The organism is Antarctobacter albus (assembly GCF_900101505.1).
Lineage (GTDB): Bacteria > Pseudomonadota > Alphaproteobacteria > Rhodobacterales > Rhodobacteraceae > Antarctobacter > Antarctobacter albus.
On the sequence record NZ_FMZI01000004.1, the window covers coordinates 318,445 to 333,605 of the forward strand.

Genomic DNA, 15,161 nt, shown 5'->3' on the forward strand with positions numbered 1-15,161 from the left:
CATCAGCCGGATCAGGAGGAGAACATGACAGCGACACGGGCGCCTGCCCCATGCTGACCTTTGCGCTGGCCGTCCTTTTCCTGATCATCACGCCGGGTCCCGGGGTGTTGTCGACCGCCGGGCTGGGCGCCGCCTACGGGTTCCGTCCCGGGCTGGCCTATGTGCTGGGGCTTTTCATCGGCACCAACCTCGTGGCGCTTGCCGTGATTTCCGGCGTCGCCGCCGTCGTGCTGTCGGTGCCGGTGGTGCGCACTGTGCTGATGGTGGCCTCGATCGCCTACCTGCTCTACCTCGCGGCACGCATCGCCTTTGCCGGCAGCAAGATAGCCTTCATCGAGGCCAAGGCGCCCCCGGCCGTGATGGCCGGCATCCTCTTGCAGGCGATCAACCCCAAGGCATACGCCGTCAACACCACGCTTTTTGCGGGCTTTCCCTATGCGCCCGACAACATCATGTTCGAGACGGTGACCAAGCTGCTCATCGTCAATACGATCTGGATACCGATCCACCTGGGCTGGCTTCTGGCCGGGGCCACGCTGCACCGGCTGAACCTGTCCGACAGGGACCAGCGCCGGATCAACTACGTCATGGCCGCCTCGATGCTGGCGGTCGTGGTTCTTGCCATCTTCGCCGCCGGAGACGCCGCCAATGCCCCATGAAACCGCCATCGCCAGGCTGCAGGAGCTGCTGGGAGACCGGCTGAGCACCTCAAACGCCGAACGCACGCTGCACGGCCAGAACGAGACCTATTACCCCAATACGCCGCCCGACGCGGTGGCCTACCCGGAGACAACCGAGGAAGTCTCGCAGATTCTGCAGATCTGCCACGCGCAGGACTGCCCGGTCACCGCCTATGGCGCCGCCAGTTCGCTGGAGGGCCAGCACCTGGCCCTGCACGGCGGCATCAGCCTGGACATGGGCCGGATGAACCGCGTTCTGGCGGTCGACCCAGAGGACCTGACCTGCACCGTGCAGCCCGGCCTGACCCGCAAGGCCCTGAACGAGGAGCTGCGTGCCACCGGCCTTTTCTTCTCGGTCGATCCCGGCGCGGATGCCAGCATCGGCGGCATGGCGGCCACCCGCGCCTCTGGCACCACCGCCGTCCGCTATGGCACGATCCGCGACAACATTCTGGCGATCGAGGCGGTCATGGCCGACGGCACGGTGATCCGCTCGGGGTCGCGCGCGCGGAAATCCTCGACCGGCTATGACCTCACGCACCTGATGATCGGCTCCGAGGGGACACTTGGCATTCTCACCGAACTGACCCTGCGCCTGCACGGCACACCGGACGCCGTGACCGCCGCCACCTGCCGTTTCGAGGATGTCGAACAGGCGGTGCAATGTGTCATCACCACCATTCAGTGCGGCATCCCGATGGCCCGGATCGAGCTCTTGGACCACATGATGGTGCGCGGCTTCAACGCCTATGCCGATGCGGGCCTGCCAGAGAAACCGCACCTGTTCCTGGAATTCCACGGCGCGCCGCAGGCGGTCGCCGAACAGATGGCAAGTTTCGAGGAGATCGCGGCCGATTTCGGTGCCGAGGGCTGGCAGACCGCCACCACGACAGAGGACCGCAACGCGCTCTGGGCCATGCGTCACAACGCGCATTACGCCTCTGCCGCCCTGGGCAAGGGCAAACACATCTGGCCCACGGATGTCTGCGTGCCGATCTCTCACCTGGCCGAGGCCGTGGCGCAAAGCCAGGCCGATGCCACCCGCCTCGGCCTGACCGCCACCATCGTCGGCCACGTCGGCGACGGCAATTTCCACGCCGGCCTGTCGGTCGATCCCAATGACCCGGATGAAATGGCCCGCGCGCATGAGTTCACCCATGCCCTTGGCGAAACCGCCCTGCGGCTGGGCGGCACCGTGTCGGGCGAACATGGCATCGGCATCGGCAAGCAATCGTTCATGGATGCCGAACACGGCGCGGCGCTGGCCTATATGCAGGCCATCAAGCAGGCTTTCGACCCCAAGGGCATCCTCAACCCGGGCAAGCTCTTGCCCGCCCAACCGCAGGCAAGGGCCGCCGAATGACCCGCTTTCTTTCCCTTGGCGAAATCATGGTCGAAATGGCCCCGGCGCCGCAGAACCCCAGCCTGTTCCGGCTGGGCTATGCCGGCGACACTTTCAACACGGCCTGGTACGCGCGCCGCCTGCTGCCCGCCACATGGACCGTCAGCTATGGCACCGTGCTGGGAGAGGACGGAATGTCCGATGACCTCGCCCGGTTCATCGGGGCGCAGGGCATTTCCAACGACGCGATCCGACGCCACCCGACCCGGACGCCCGGCCTCTACATGATCCAGACCCGCGACGGTGAACGCAGCTTTTCCTACTGGCGCGGCCAGTCCGCGGCCAAGACGCTCGCCGATGATCCCGCCTGGCTGGACGAGGTCATGGCCGAACGCGACGTGATCCAGTTCTCGGGGATCACCCTGGCCATCCTCGCACCCGAGGCCCGCAGGACGCTTTGCGCCGCGCTGGGACGGGCGCGGGCAGCGGGCGCCCATATCGCCTTTGACACCAACCTGCGCCCGCGTCTGTGGGAAAGCGCCGAGGCGATGCGCTCGGGCCTGCTCATGGGCGCTGCCGTCTCGGATACCGTGCTGCCCAGTTTCGACGAGGAACAACTGGCCTTCCAGGACGCCACGCCCGAGGACACGCTGCAACGCTATCGTGCCGCCGGGGCCAGTTGCGTGGTGATCAAGAACGGCGAGGCGCCCTGCCACGGCTGGTCAGAGGCGGACGGCACGGTCACCACCACCCCGCCCGAGGTGACGAAAATCACCGACAGCACGGCGGCGGGCGACAGTTTCGGCGCCGGGTTCCTGGCCGCGCGCGCCACCGGCGCCAGCCTCGGCACCGCCATGTCCCGCGCCGCCCATCTGGCGGCAGAGGTCATCCAGCACCCCGGCGCGCTGGCGCCGCAGATCTTCGACCAAGGAGAGACCCCATGAACATCCTCATCATCGGCGGCGCCGGTCTCGTCGGCCAGAAACTCGCCCGCCTGCTGGCAAAGCGTGGCACGCTGCGCGGCAAGCCCATCACCCGCCTGACCCTGGCCGATGTCGTCACCCCCGCCGAAATCGACGCGCCGTTCGAGGTCGCCTATCAAAAGGCCGACATCACCGATCCCGTTTCCGCCGCCGAAGCCATCGCGCCGGACACCGACGTGATCTACCTGCTGGCAGCGGTCGTCTCGGCCCATGCCGAAGAGGATTTCGACTTCGGCTACAAGGTCAACCTGCACGGCCATCTCAACGTGCTGGAACGCGCCCGCGCGCTGGGGACACAGCCGGTGGTGGTCTTCACCTCCTCCATCGCCGTCTACGGCGGCGAGGTGCCCCAGCCCTTCACCGACGACAGCTTCCTCAACCCGCAGATCAGCTACGGCACGCAGAAGGCCATCGGGGAACTGCTGTTGAACGACTATTCCCGGCGCGGCTTCATCGACGGGCGCGGCTTTCGCCTGCCGACAATCTCGGTCCGCCCCGGCAAACCGAACCGCGCCGCCTCGGGCTTCATGTCCTCGATCTTTCGCGAACCACTGCAGGGCCAGGCCGCCAACTGCCCGGTGGATATGGATTTCCACCATTTCTACCTCAGCCCCCGCAAATGCGTGGAAAACCTGGTCAAGGGCGCCGAAATCCCGCGCGAGGACCTGGGGCTGAACCACTGCATGACCATGCCCGGCCAGGTCTGGACCATACGCCAGATGATCGACGCCATGACCGCCGTTGCAGGACCGGAACCCGCCAGACTCATCACCTGGGAGCCCCAGCCCGAGATCGCGGGCATCCTCAAGGGCTGGCGCAACGACATCCGCCCGCAAAAGGCCGCGCGCCTCGGTCTCGAACCGGACACCAGCTTCGAAGACAACATCCGCTACTTCCTCGAAGACGACCTGCCCGCCTGAAACAGGCCCCGGGTTTCTTTGGTTTGAAAAATACCTTGGGGGTGAATGCGCGGAACGCGCAGAGGGGGCAACGCCCCCTTCCCCGCCAACCACGGAGAACAACATGCCAGATTTCGCGATCTATCCCAGCCTCAAGGGCAAGACCGTCTTCATCACCGGTGGCGCCTCGGGCATCGGCTCCGAGATGGTCCGCGCCTTCGCCGCGCAGGGCGCCCGCACCGGCTTTGTCGATTTCGACCGCGAGGCCGGCGAAAAACTCGCCGCCGAGACCGACGGAGAGGTCCTCTTCGACTTTTGCGACCTGCGCGAGATCGACCAGCTCAAGGCCAGCTTTGCCCGTCTCGCCGATAAACTGGGCGCCGCCACGGTGCTGGTCAACAACGCCGCCCGCGACGACCGCCATACATGGCAGGACGTGACCCCCGAATACTGGGACGAGCGCATGGCCACCAACATCCGCCACCAGTTCTTTGCCATCCAGGCCGTCGCGCCCGGCATGATCGAGGCCGGCGGCGGCTCGATCATCAACATGGGATCGAACAGCTGGTGGGAAGCGGGTGGCGGAATGCCCGCCTACACCACCGCGAAATCCGCCGTGCACGGGCTGACCCGGACGATGGCCCGCGACCTCGGCGAGCACAATATCCGCGTCAACGCCATCGTGCCCGGCTGGATCATGACCGAACGGCAGAAAGAGCTCTGGGTCACGGCCGAGGCCATCGACAAGCACCGCCAGCGGCAATGCCTCCCGGACCTGATCGAGCCGGTCTACCTGGCACGGATGGCGCTGTTCCTGGCCTCCGACGACAGCGCGATGTGCACCGCGTCGAACTACATGGTCGAGGCCGGGTCCATCTGATCGCCCGGACCGCTACCCCTTGCGCGCCGCGCGGATGTCGCGCGGCGTGGCGTCATAGTGTTTCCTGAAGGCCCGGTTGAAATAGGACACATCCCCGAACCCGGCCTCCAGCGCGATGCGGCTGATCGGGACGGCGTCCCGGGCCGGGTCCGACAGGGCTTCGAACGCCAGGTCAAGGCGGCGCGCCAGCACAAGCGCGGTGAATGTGTCGCCCTCGCTGGCCAGCAGCTTGCGGATATAGCTCGGCGTCACGCGCATGGCGCCCGCCACCTCGGCGATGCCGAACCCCTCGTTCGCCGCGCCGAACCGGATCGCCGCATGGATCTGGCGCAGGCGGGCGGCCGCCAGGCCGCGCTGGTTGGCAATATGCCAGTCATCGCGGCGGGCACCGATGGCACAGCCGGCCAGGTCCGCGATATGCAGGCTGATCATCTCCAGCGTCGCGGGATCGATCCGGTCCTCTGCCATCAGCATCCGGACATAGCCGGTCAAAAGGCTCAGCCCGTTGGTTCCACGGGGCAGCACGGTCATGGTCAGCCGGTCGATGTCGGCCACCCGGCATTCCATCGCTCGGGCCGGCAGGGTGACGGTCATGTAACGTCCGCTGCTGGACAGGGTGCGGCCCGCATCGTCGGACCGCCGCACCAGCACATCACCGGACCGGGCCACCAGCTCTGCCCCACGCTGTTGCAGGCTGACGGTGCCTTCGATCGGGATCAGCAGGATGATATCGTTGTTGCCATCGCCCAAGAGCTCGGGTGTCCGCTCGCAACTGATCGAGGAAACGACGCCCAGACCAAGCGCGGCCGAGCCGAAATCCCGGAACACCGCGTCATGAAAGATCGGGCCGTCCTCCAGCGGCGCCATGTCCAGCCGGATCACCTCGCGGCCAAAGACCTCGCGCCAGATTTCCATCCGGTGCGCGGGCGGCAGGTGACTGGCCGAGAACCGCACAGGCGGCGCGCCGGCCAGCTTCGTATCGGACCGAATCTCCGTCATGACGCCAGGTTAACACGGCATCGGCTGCGCCGCGTTTCAGATATTGGCATCCGGATCCAGGAAACCGCAGTAGTCGCGATCGCTGCCTTCGTCATCCGAAACGTCCGCAAGGGTCCGGCACTCGCCGGGCGCCGACTTCGGATTGAAGTTGTGCGGCGTGTAGGACCAGGCGATGCAGCCCTCGGTATCGCGGCAAAGCTGCTCGCAGGCGGCGGGGCCGACCTGCTCATAGTTGAACACGGCAGAGGTGGACCCGGGCAATAGCTTGCAGTGCTCGTAGTCCTCGGCCAGGGCCGGCACAGCGGTCATGCAGACCGTGGCCATCAGGAAAAGCGTGCGGAACATGGTCGGTTTCCTCTCGGTTCAGCGTGCGATCTTGCCGCAAAAGGCGCGGTCTGAGGCTTCGGTCTTGTAGACATCGCCCAGCAACTGGCAGTGCCCGGCCATCGACGAGTCAAAGCTGTGGGGGCGGAAATTCCAGGCCGCGCAGGCCTCGTCCGCCTCGCAGGCGGCAAGACAGGTCGCGTATCCGGTGTGATTGTCGTTGTCATTGGACAGAATGGTACTGACCGCCGACTGCCAGCACTTCTCGGGTGCGTCCTCTGCGAAGGCCGGAGCCGAGAAACAGATCAGGGCTGCGGCTGCAAGTGTCGAAAATCGTTGCATGAATGCTCCTGGGAACAGTGAATTGGTTCCCAGAGCTTAATCCTGCGGTCGCGCGGCAGTCTTGGACTGACCGCGCCAGGGTCTTGGCCTCAACGCGCCTTTTGGCCGACATCCGCGACAATCCGCCGACGAGCCCGCGCCGCGCCCCTGCGGTATCCGCGCGCCCCGGGTCATGCCCGGGGCGCGCACCACGTTGCTATTCCGCGGCCATCTGCGCCGTGGGGGTCGACAGCGAGATCGCCATTTCTTCTTCGGTCATGTCCTCCGGCAGCCCTTCGAACAGCGGCGTCGACAGGTAGCGCTCGCCGGTGTCCGGCAGCATGACCAGCATGACAGAGCCTTCCGGCGCGCTTTCTGCCGCCTTCATCGCCACGGCAAAGCTGGCCCCGCCGGAAATGCCGGTAAAGATCCCCTCTTCCGCGGCTAGCCGCCGCGACCAGGCGATGCCATCGGGACCCGGCACCGGCACCAGGTCATCGTAATACCCCTTGTCGATGCTTTCCTGCAGCACCCAGGGGATGAAATCCGGGGTCCAGCCCTGGATGGGGTGCGGTTCGAAATTCGGGTGGCTCTCGGTGGGCTGATGCGCCTCGTTGCGGGTGTTCGTATAGCCAGACCCGACAATCGCCGCATTCGCCGGTTCGCTGAGGATGATCTTGGTGTCCGGGCGTTCCCTGCGCAGCACACGCGCCACGCCGGTCACCGTGCCCCCGGTGCCGTAACCGGTGACGAAGTAATCCAGCCGCTCGCCGTCGAAATCGGCCATGATCTCGCGCCCGGTGGTGCTGGCGTGGATGTCTGCATTGGCTGCGGTCTCGAACTGGCTGGCCAGGAACCAGCCGTTCGTCTCGGCCAGTTCCTTGGCCTTGGAATACATGCCAAAGCCCTTCAGTGCCTTGGGTGTCAGCACCACCTTGGCCCCCAGGAACCGCATCAAACGGCGCCGTTCGACCGAGAAACTCTCGGCCATCGTCACCACCAGCGGATAGCCCTTGGCGGCACAGACCATCGCCAGCCCGATCCCGGTATTGCCGCTGGTCGCCTCGACCACGGTTTGCCCCGGTTTCAGCGTGCCATCCCGTTCGGCCTGTTCGATGATCCCGATGGCTAGACGGTCCTTGACCGAGCCCGCCGGGTTAAAGGCCTCGAACTTGACATAGACCGTGACGTGGTCCGGCGCGATGCGGTTGATGCGGATCGCGGGTGTGTTTCCGATCGTGTCGAGCACGCTGTCATAGCGGCGCCCCCGGCCCTCGGTGCTGCGCTGTGTCATGGTCTTCCTCCCCTTGTGCCCCCGCCTTGCGCGGGTTCCTAGGGGCAAGCCTAACCGATTCTGCCCATTGGGTGTCAGCCCTTGGCGGACAGCCAGTCATCCAGGGCCGCGCCCAGCGCCTGCCAGTCTGTGTATTCGTGATCCTTGTCCGGGTCGGCCTGCGGGTCCTTGGCCGCCACGATCCGGCGCATGACGAAACGGCGAAAGATGTCGTACTCCGAGGGCCGGTAGGCGCCCGCAACCTGCACCACCTTCTTCGGATGCCAGTCGGTCGCCTGCGCGAAATCCGACACGATCCGGTCGAGGTCGGCCCATTCCTCGGCGTCATGCCCGGCGGCGGCCAGCGAGACAGAGACAAAAAGCACCGGCAGCTGGTCCAGCGCGGCCCCATGCCTGGCCGCGAATTCGCCCATGTCCTTCTGGTAATGCCCCAGGTGGACCGAGGCCGCCAGGATCACCCGGTCGAACCGGGTCAGGTCGATGTCCGCGGCCTCAGTAACGGGCAACAGCTCGACCGAATGTCCCTGATCGGCCAGCCGGTCCATGAGAAACCGGGCGATCCTGCGGGTCTGCCCCTCGGTCGAGGCATAGGCGATGAGCATTTTCATGGGCGTCCCTCCTGTTGCGCGCAAGATGGCGCAACAGGTGCCCCGTTGCCTTGACCGAGGTCATGTGAGATCCGGCGGATCCGTCTCCGTAGGGTGGGTTGTTTCAACCCACCCTTCCGAACGCCCTCAGTTGACCGGCGTCACCAGCGGTTCACCCTTCAGGAAAGCCGCCACATTGGCCAGTTGGAGTTCCGCCATCGCTGTCCGCGTCTCGACGCTCCCCGACCCCTGGTGCGGCTGCAACACCACATTGTCCAGCTTCAGGAAGCGCGGGTCGATATTGGGCTCGTTCTCGTAGACGTCCAGCCCCGCCCCGGCGATCTCGCCCGCTTCAAGCGCATCCAGCAACGCGCCCTCGTCGACGGTCGTCCCGCGCGATATGTTGATGACCACGCCGCGCGGCCCCAGCGCCTGGATCGCCTCGCGGGTCACATGACCCTTGGTCTCGGCCCCGCCGACCAGCGCGATCACCAGGAAATCCACCGCTTGCGCCAGCGACACCACTTCCGGGTGATAGGTCCAGCCCGGTGTCTCCTTCTCGGAGCGCGAGGAATAGTGGATCTCGCATTTGAAGGCCGCCAAACGGTCCGCAATCTCGCGCCCGATGCGGCCCAGCCCCACTATCCCCACACTCGAGCCGGACACCTTGCGATTGAGCGGGATCTCTCCTTCCTTCGCCCAGCGCTGCGAGGCGACATGCGCATGGCCCCGGATCATCGTCCGCGCCTGGGCGATCATCAGCCCGACCGCCAGGTCGGCCACGTCGTCCGACAGCACGTCCGGCGTGTTGGTCACCGCGATGCTGCGGGCGCTGGCGGCCTCGACGTCGATGGCATCATAGCCGACACCGTAATTGGCGATCACGCCCAGTTGCGGGAACAGGTCCATCTGCTCGGCCCCGAAGGGCGCGTGCCCCTTGTAGGCCACCGCGCGGATGCTGGCGCGCAGGGTCGAATCCAGCCCCGCCATGTCGCCCGGCCCGTCGACGAAGACCGCCGGATAGGCCGTGCTCAGCCGGTCACGCTCGTCTTGCTTGAAGCTTTTTCCGCAGATCAGCAGTTGCGTATCGCTCATGGCATTGGCCCCTTTCACAGAAGTTTTCGGATGCGCGCCAGCGCCTCCAGGATGTTCTCGGTCGAATTGGCGTAGGAAAAGCGCAGATAGCCCTCTCCCCAGGCGCCAAAGGACGTGCCGGCCACCGTGGCCACGCCCGCCTCTTCGAGAAAGCGTGTCTCGGCCTCTTTCGAGGTCAACCCCGTGCCCTCGACATTCGGGAAGGCATAGAAGGCCCCCGCCGCATCGGCACAGCGCACGCCGGGCAGCGCGTTGAGCTCTCGCACGATCACCTCGCGCCGCGCGTCGAAGGCAGCGCCCATCTCGCGCACCGCGTCCTGCGGCCCTTCCAGCGCGGCGATCCCCGCGTATTGCGTCGCCGCGTTCACGCAGGAATGGTCGTTGATGCACAGCCGCGTCGCGTGATCCACCAGCGCATCCGGCCAGACCGCGTAGCCGATGCGCCAGCCGGTCATGGCATAGGTCTTTGACCAGCCATCCAGCACGATCAGCCGGTCACGGATCTCGGGATAGTTCAGCAAGGACACATGCTGACGACCGCCATAGAGCATGTTGGAATAGATCTCGTCCGACATCAGCGCCACATGCGGATGGTCAGCCAGACCGGCGACCAGCTTGTCGATCTCTTCCTTGGGCGTCACGCCGCCGGTCGGGTTGGCGGGCGAGTTGATGATGATCAGCCGCGTCTTGTCGGTGATCTGGCCCAGCACCTCCTCGGCGGAAAAGGCGAAATCGTTTTCCTCTTTCAGCGCGATGGGAACCGGCGTGGCGCCGGAATACTTGATGACGCTTTCGTAGATCGGAAATCCCGGGTTCGGGTACATGATCTCCGCCCCCGGTTCGCCGAACATGAGGACGGCAAAGAACATGGTCGGCTTGCCACCCGGCACCACAACCACGTTGTCGGGGTTCACCTCTGCCCCGTGGCGGCGGTGCAGGTCGGCGGCCACCGCCTCGCGCAGGGCAGGAATGCCATTGGCCGGCGTATAGCCGTGATGGCCGTCGCGCAGCGCCTTGATCCCGGCCTCGACGATGTGCTCGGGCGTGGCGAAATCCGGCTGCCCGATACCCAGGTTGATGATGTCGCGCCCCTCGGCGGCCAGCTTTCCGGCCCGCGCCAGCACGACAAAGGCGGATTCAGTGCCCAGCCGCGACATGCCCGCGGCAAGTTTCAGATCACTCATGCGTCCTCCCCGGCGCCTCGTTTCGTCATTTTGGTATACCAGAAGCCCCGCAAGGAAAAGCGGATATGCCACCAGCCCAAGGCGCAAGCCCGATTGACTCCGGCGGCGGAAATTGTTTACTTGGAAACGAATTTACCGCCAGCGCGGCACCCTGGGGAGGAGTTTTCCGACATGACGGCACAACCGGAAACGATGGGCGACGGCCTGATCACCTATGAACTGGACGGCGACATCGCCGTCATCGGGCTGAACCGCCCGGACAAGCGCAATGCGCTCTCCGACCGTTTCGTGATCGCGCTGGGCCAGGCCGTGGCCCGCGCCACCACCGAGGCCCGCGCAGGCGTGATCCACGGTCACGGCAAGAACTTCAGCGCCGGGCTGGACCTGGCCGAGCATTCCGAGAAACCGCTGTTCGAGGCGGTCAAGGGATCGCGCCTCTGGCACCGCACCTTCGAGAGCATCGAACTGGGCGAGATCCCCTTCGTCGCCGCCATCACCGGCGCGGCCGTGGGCGGCGGGTTCGAGCTGGCCTCCAGCACCCATATCCGCGTGGCCGAGGAAAGCGCCTTTTTCGCCCTGCCCGAGGGGACGCGCGGCATCTTCGTCGGCGGCGGCGGTTCTGTCCGCATCTCGCGTCTGATCGGCCCGGCGCGGATGGGCGACATGATGCTGACCGGGCGGTCGGTTTCGGCCAGTGACATGGAACGCTGGGGCGGCGTGTCCTACGTCGTCGAGGACGGCACGGCCCTGACCCGCGCGCGCCAGATCGCGCACCGCATGGCGGAAAACGCCGAGTTCACCAATTACGCCATTCTCAACGCCCTGCCCCGCATCGCGGACATGTCCGCCGATGACGGGCTCTTCACAGAGGCGATGGTCGCCTCGCTGGCCACCATGACGCCCGAGGCCAAGCAGCGCCTCAAGGACTTCCTGGAAAAGCGCGCCGCCAAGGTGCAGGCGCCCACCAGCTGACCGAAGGCATAGGAGAGAGACCATGATGAACGTCGACGATCTGATCGCCATCGACATCCACACCCATGCCGAGGAACCCTGCTGCGGCCCCCGCGACGACGGTTATGACGAGTTCCAGGCCGGCATGGCCAGGTATTTCAAGAACCCGGCGGGCGCCTCCGGCATGCTGCCCTCGGTCCAGCAGACGGCCGAGTATTTCCGCGAACGCAAGATCGGCGCGGTGATCTTTCCCGTCGATGCCGAACGTGAGACCGGCTTCCGCCGCTACTCGAACGAGGAAGTGGCCCAGATCGCCGCCGAGAACGACGACATCCTGATCCCCTTCGCCAGCATCGACCCCTCCAAGGGCAAGGCCGGCGCCCGCGAGGCGCGCCGCCTGGTCAAGGAGTTCGGCGTCAAGGGGTTCAAGTTCCACCCGACGATGCAGGGCTTCTACCCCAACGAACGCTGGGCCTATCCCCTGTACGAGGCGATTGCCGAGGAAGGCGCGGTCATGCTGTTCCACACCGGCCAGACCGGCGTCGGATCGGGGATGCGCGGCGGCATGGGGATGCGGCTGAAATATTCGAACCCGGTGCATGTCGACGACGTGGCGGTGGATTTCCCGGACACGCCCATCGTGCTGGCGCATCCCTCGTTCCCCTGGACCGAAGAGGGCCTGATGGTCGCCCAGCACAAGCCCAACGTCTACATCGACATGTCCGGCTGGTCGCCCAAGTATTTCCCGAAGATCTTCGTGCAATACGCCAACACGATCCTGAAGAAGAAGATGCTCTTCGGCTCGGACTGGCCCGCCATCACGCCGGATCGCTGGCTGAAGGATTTCGAGGAGCTGGACATCCGCGACGAAGTGCGTCCACTGATTCTCAAGGAAAACGCCAAGCGCCTGCTGAGCCTCTGAGGCGGCCCCGGGCTTCTTCTTGGCAAAAATACCCCAACCCGCGCGCCAGAGGCGCCGCGCGGGCTTTGGGCCTTGCCCCCGGTCACGGGGCCGATACGCTCCGGTGATCGGCACGGCAGGGGAGGCAGGCCATGACAGACGTGGCACTCATCACCGGCGCCAGCCGGGGCATCGGGCGGGCCTCTGCCCTGAGACTGGCCCGGGCAGGCATGAATGTTCTGTTACATGGCACCGATACCGCCAAGCTGGAAGAGCTAGCCCAGGAGGTCACCGCATACGGCGCACAGGCAGCGATCCTTGCCGGTGACGTGGCTGACCCAAAAACGGCGAGCCGCGCCGTCGAAGCCACTTTGGCACGGTTCGGACGGATCGACGTGCTGGTGAACAACGCCGGGATCAACACCCGGTCCTCCACACTGGAAATGCCGCTGGACGACTGGCAGCGGGTCATGGACGTAAACCTGAACGGAACGCTGCATTTCTGCCGCGCGGTCCTGCCGACGATGATCGCACAGGGGCGCGGCAGCATCGTCAACGTCAGTTCGACCACCGCCAAGACGCCACATCGCAACGCCGCCCCCGCCTATGGCGCCTCCAAGGCGGCGGTCAATTACCTGACCATGCACCTGGCGCAGGAAATGGCGCCGAATGGCATCCGGGTGAACGCGGTCTGCCCCGGTCCGGTTGAAACCGATATGTCCGACCAGTGGAGTGCGGAGTACCGCAAGACCGTCACGGCGCGGGTGCCACTGGGCCGCTTGGGCACACCCGAAGAGATCGCCGAGATCGTCGCTTTTCTCGCCTCCGATGCCTCGGGCTTCATCACCGGAGAGACGATCAACGCCAATGGCGGAACCTACATGAACTGAGCCGGGACAGCTGCCCGACAACCTTACACATTCAAGACAACAAGGCCTTGACCTAAAAACAAAATCGTAAGAAGATCAGACAAATTTACCTGGCCCATAGCAGATGCAGGACACCGTCATCATCGCCGACGATCTGACCGGCGCGCTCGACAGCGCGGCGCCGCTGGCCGGGCCTGCGCGGGTCGTTGTCGCCACCAGCGTCGCGGCGCTGGATCGGGCGCTGGAACATCCGCACGATATCCTCGCCGTTTCGACCCGCTCCCGCGAGATCCCGGCAGAGCAGGCGCGCGCAAGGGTGGCCCGGGTGCTGGCCTCGCTGCCCGGGGGCATCCGCCTGTTCAAGAAGGTGGATTCGCGGCTCAAGGGCAACATCGCGGCAGAGCTTTCGGCCCTTCCGGACCGCCCGCTGCTGGTGGCCCCGGCGATCCCCGATTTCGGGCGGATCGTGCGCGCGGGCCAGGTCAGCGGCTTTGGCGTGGACACCCCCATCGACGTGGCCGCCGCCCTTGGCGGACGGCCCGCCACGATCCCCGACACCCTCACGGCAGAGGACATGCGCGCCGCCCTTGCCGCCGCAGCCCCGGGCACGATCCTTGTCGGTGCGCGCGGCCTCGCGCTGGCGCTGCGCGGGGATCAGGCGCCTGCACCCGTTCCGCACCTGGACGGCCCGCTGACCATCGCCGTCGGCTCTACCGATCCGATCACGCTGGAACAGGTCGCCGCCCTGCGCGCCGCGCGGCCCGACCTTGTGCATGTCACGGCGCCCACCGGGGTCGTTCCGCCGCCCCCGAACAACGCTGCGCCGGTGACGCTGATCCAGATGACGGACGGCCCCGAAACGCCGCCCGCACAAGCTGCCCAGCGTTTTGCCGGCGGCCTCGCGCCCTGGCTCGACCGGGCGGGCACGGTGGTCATCACCGGCGGCGCCACCGCCGAGGCGGCACTGGATGCTATGGGCATCGACGTCATGACCGTGGCGGGCGAGATCCTGCCCGGCCTGCCCTGCTGCCGGGTCGGTCCCCGCAGCATCGTGACCAAGTCCGGCGGTTTCGGCACCCCCGACACGTTCCTGCGCCTTGCCGCCATGACCGAAGGAGCGCGGGCGCATGGCTGACAAGACCACCCGCACCAAGCGCAAGAGCCTGTCCGAGGACGTTTTTGACAAGCTCGTGCGTTCGATCAAGTCCGGCGCCTATGGCGAGAACGAGCGTCTGCCGACGGAAAACGACCTCGCCGCCGAATTCCAGGTGTCGCGCCCCACGATCCGCGAGGCGCTGCGCAAGCTGCGCGAACAGGGGTTCATCTATTCCCGGCGCGGGGCGGGCAGCTTCGTGCGCCAGTCCGGCCTGCGCGAACCGCTGGGTTTCGGCAACCTGCAAAGCATCGCCGACCTGGAACGCTGCTACGAATTCCGCCTGACGCTGGAGCCCGAGGCCGCCGCCAGCGCCGCAGAGCGCCACGATGCCGCCGGGCTGGCGGCGATCGAGGCCGCGCTGAAACTGATGCGCGACGCCACCGAACAGTCGCGCCACCGCGAGGACGCGGATTTCGCCTTTCACTGCGCCATCGCACGGGCCAGCGGCAACCAGTATTTCGCCACCGCGATGGAAGCGCTGGAGGAACATATCGCCGTGGGGATGCAGTTCCACGGCATCTCGCTCAAGGCCTCGAACAACGGTCTGGCCGCCGTCTATGCCGAGCACCGGGAAATCTACGAGGCGATCCGCGACCGCCGCGCCGGGGACGCGCGCGACCTGATGCGCGCCCACCTGCAAGGCTCGCGCGACCGGCTGTTCACCGGCCAGCCGCAACGGGGCGAGGCAGGCTGAGC

Annotated in this window: 17 protein-coding genes; 10 read left to right on the forward strand and 7 right to left on the reverse strand. The window is 66.2% G+C overall.

Annotated features, from left to right (window positions below; all coding sequences use genetic code 11):
• Positions 1–50 precede the first annotated feature (50 nt).
• From BLQ71_RS09305 to BLQ71_RS09325, 5 genes are all read left to right on the forward strand, one after another.
• Complete coding sequence (locus tag BLQ71_RS09305) at positions 51–659, forward strand: LysE family translocator (RefSeq protein WP_043144025.1); 609 nt, start codon at positions 51–53, stop codon at positions 657–659.
• Complete coding sequence (locus BLQ71_RS09310; RefSeq protein ID WP_074621493.1) at positions 649–2,043, forward strand: FAD-binding oxidoreductase; 1,395 nt, start codon at positions 649–651, stop codon at positions 2,041–2,043. The genes BLQ71_RS09305 and BLQ71_RS09310 overlap by 11 nt, the downstream gene beginning before the upstream one ends.
• Entirely contained in the window at positions 2,040–2,966 is a 927-nt protein-coding gene (locus tag BLQ71_RS09315; RefSeq protein WP_074621494.1) for a sugar kinase, read from the forward strand. Before BLQ71_RS09310 ends, BLQ71_RS09315 begins: the two co-directional genes overlap by 4 nt.
• A complete protein-coding gene (gene denD, locus BLQ71_RS09320) occupies positions 2,963–3,925 on the forward strand; it encodes a D-erythronate dehydrogenase (protein ID WP_074621495.1) in 963 nt (320 codons plus the stop codon). Before BLQ71_RS09315 ends, denD begins: the two co-directional genes overlap by 4 nt.
• 103 nt (positions 3,926–4,028) lie before the next feature.
• Positions 4,029–4,784, forward strand: coding sequence for an SDR family NAD(P)-dependent oxidoreductase (locus tag BLQ71_RS09325; RefSeq protein WP_069210003.1), 756 nt, complete (start codon positions 4,029–4,031; stop codon positions 4,782–4,784).
• A 12-nt stretch (positions 4,785–4,796) separates the two neighbouring features.
• On the opposite strand, the gene BLQ71_RS09330 is transcribed toward BLQ71_RS09325, so the two are convergent.
• From BLQ71_RS09330 to BLQ71_RS09360, 7 genes are all read right to left on the reverse strand, one after another.
• Positions 4,797–5,783 carry a helix-turn-helix transcriptional regulator gene (locus BLQ71_RS09330; RefSeq protein ID WP_052244609.1) on the reverse strand — a complete coding sequence of 329 codons (987 nt, stop codon included), beginning with the start codon at positions 5,781–5,783 and terminating at the stop codon, positions 4,797–4,799.
• A 36-nt stretch (positions 5,784–5,819) separates the two neighbouring features.
• Positions 5,820–6,128 carry a PAN domain-containing protein gene (locus BLQ71_RS09335; RefSeq protein ID WP_043144011.1) on the reverse strand — a complete coding sequence of 103 codons (309 nt, stop codon included), beginning with the start codon at positions 6,126–6,128 and terminating at the stop codon, positions 5,820–5,822.
• Between the two features lie 18 nt (positions 6,129–6,146).
• A complete protein-coding gene (locus BLQ71_RS09340; RefSeq protein WP_069210004.1) occupies positions 6,147–6,449 on the reverse strand; it encodes a hypothetical protein in 303 nt (100 codons plus the stop codon).
• A gap of 196 nt (positions 6,450–6,645) precedes the next feature.
• A complete protein-coding gene (locus BLQ71_RS09345; protein WP_043144002.1) occupies positions 6,646–7,722 on the reverse strand; it encodes a PLP-dependent cysteine synthase family protein in 1,077 nt (358 codons plus the stop codon).
• Positions 7,723–7,796: 74 nt separating this feature from the next.
• A complete protein-coding gene (locus BLQ71_RS09350; RefSeq protein ID WP_043143997.1) occupies positions 7,797–8,330 on the reverse strand; it encodes a flavodoxin domain-containing protein in 534 nt (177 codons plus the stop codon).
• Between the two features lie 126 nt (positions 8,331–8,456).
• Positions 8,457–9,404: a 2-hydroxyacid dehydrogenase gene (locus tag BLQ71_RS09355; RefSeq protein WP_074621496.1), complete on the reverse strand. Its 948-nt coding sequence runs from the start codon at positions 9,402–9,404 to the stop codon at positions 8,457–8,459.
• A 14-nt stretch (positions 9,405–9,418) separates the two neighbouring features.
• Positions 9,419–10,588 (reverse strand): pyridoxal phosphate-dependent aminotransferase, encoded by a 1,170-nt coding sequence (locus BLQ71_RS09360; protein WP_074621497.1) that lies wholly within the window; start codon positions 10,586–10,588, stop codon positions 9,419–9,421.
• A gap of 171 nt (positions 10,589–10,759) precedes the next feature.
• Here BLQ71_RS09360 and BLQ71_RS09365 point away from each other — a divergent pair, with 171 nt between their 5' ends.
• The 5 genes from BLQ71_RS09365 (at position 10,760) to BLQ71_RS09385 (ending at position 15,159) form a co-directional block, all read left to right on the forward strand.
• Positions 10,760–11,560, forward strand: a complete 801-nt coding sequence (locus BLQ71_RS09365; protein ID WP_074621498.1) for a crotonase/enoyl-CoA hydratase family protein — start codon at positions 10,760–10,762, stop codon at positions 11,558–11,560.
• A gap of 25 nt (positions 11,561–11,585) precedes the next feature.
• A complete protein-coding gene (locus BLQ71_RS09370) occupies positions 11,586–12,461 on the forward strand; it encodes an amidohydrolase family protein (protein WP_074621499.1) in 876 nt (291 codons plus the stop codon).
• A 131-nt stretch (positions 12,462–12,592) separates the two neighbouring features.
• The gene (locus BLQ71_RS09375) at positions 12,593–13,330 is read left to right on the forward strand and encodes an SDR family NAD(P)-dependent oxidoreductase (RefSeq protein ID WP_074621500.1); all 738 of its coding nucleotides are present in this window, start codon (positions 12,593–12,595) and stop codon (positions 13,328–13,330) included.
• A 103-nt stretch (positions 13,331–13,433) separates the two neighbouring features.
• Entirely contained in the window at positions 13,434–14,444 is a 1,011-nt protein-coding gene (locus BLQ71_RS09380) for a four-carbon acid sugar kinase family protein (protein ID WP_074621501.1), read from the forward strand.
• Positions 14,437–15,159: a FadR/GntR family transcriptional regulator gene (locus BLQ71_RS09385; protein WP_074621502.1), complete on the forward strand. Its 723-nt coding sequence runs from the start codon at positions 14,437–14,439 to the stop codon at positions 15,157–15,159. The genes BLQ71_RS09380 and BLQ71_RS09385 overlap by 8 nt, the downstream gene beginning before the upstream one ends.
• Positions 15,160–15,161: the final 2 nt, after the last annotated feature.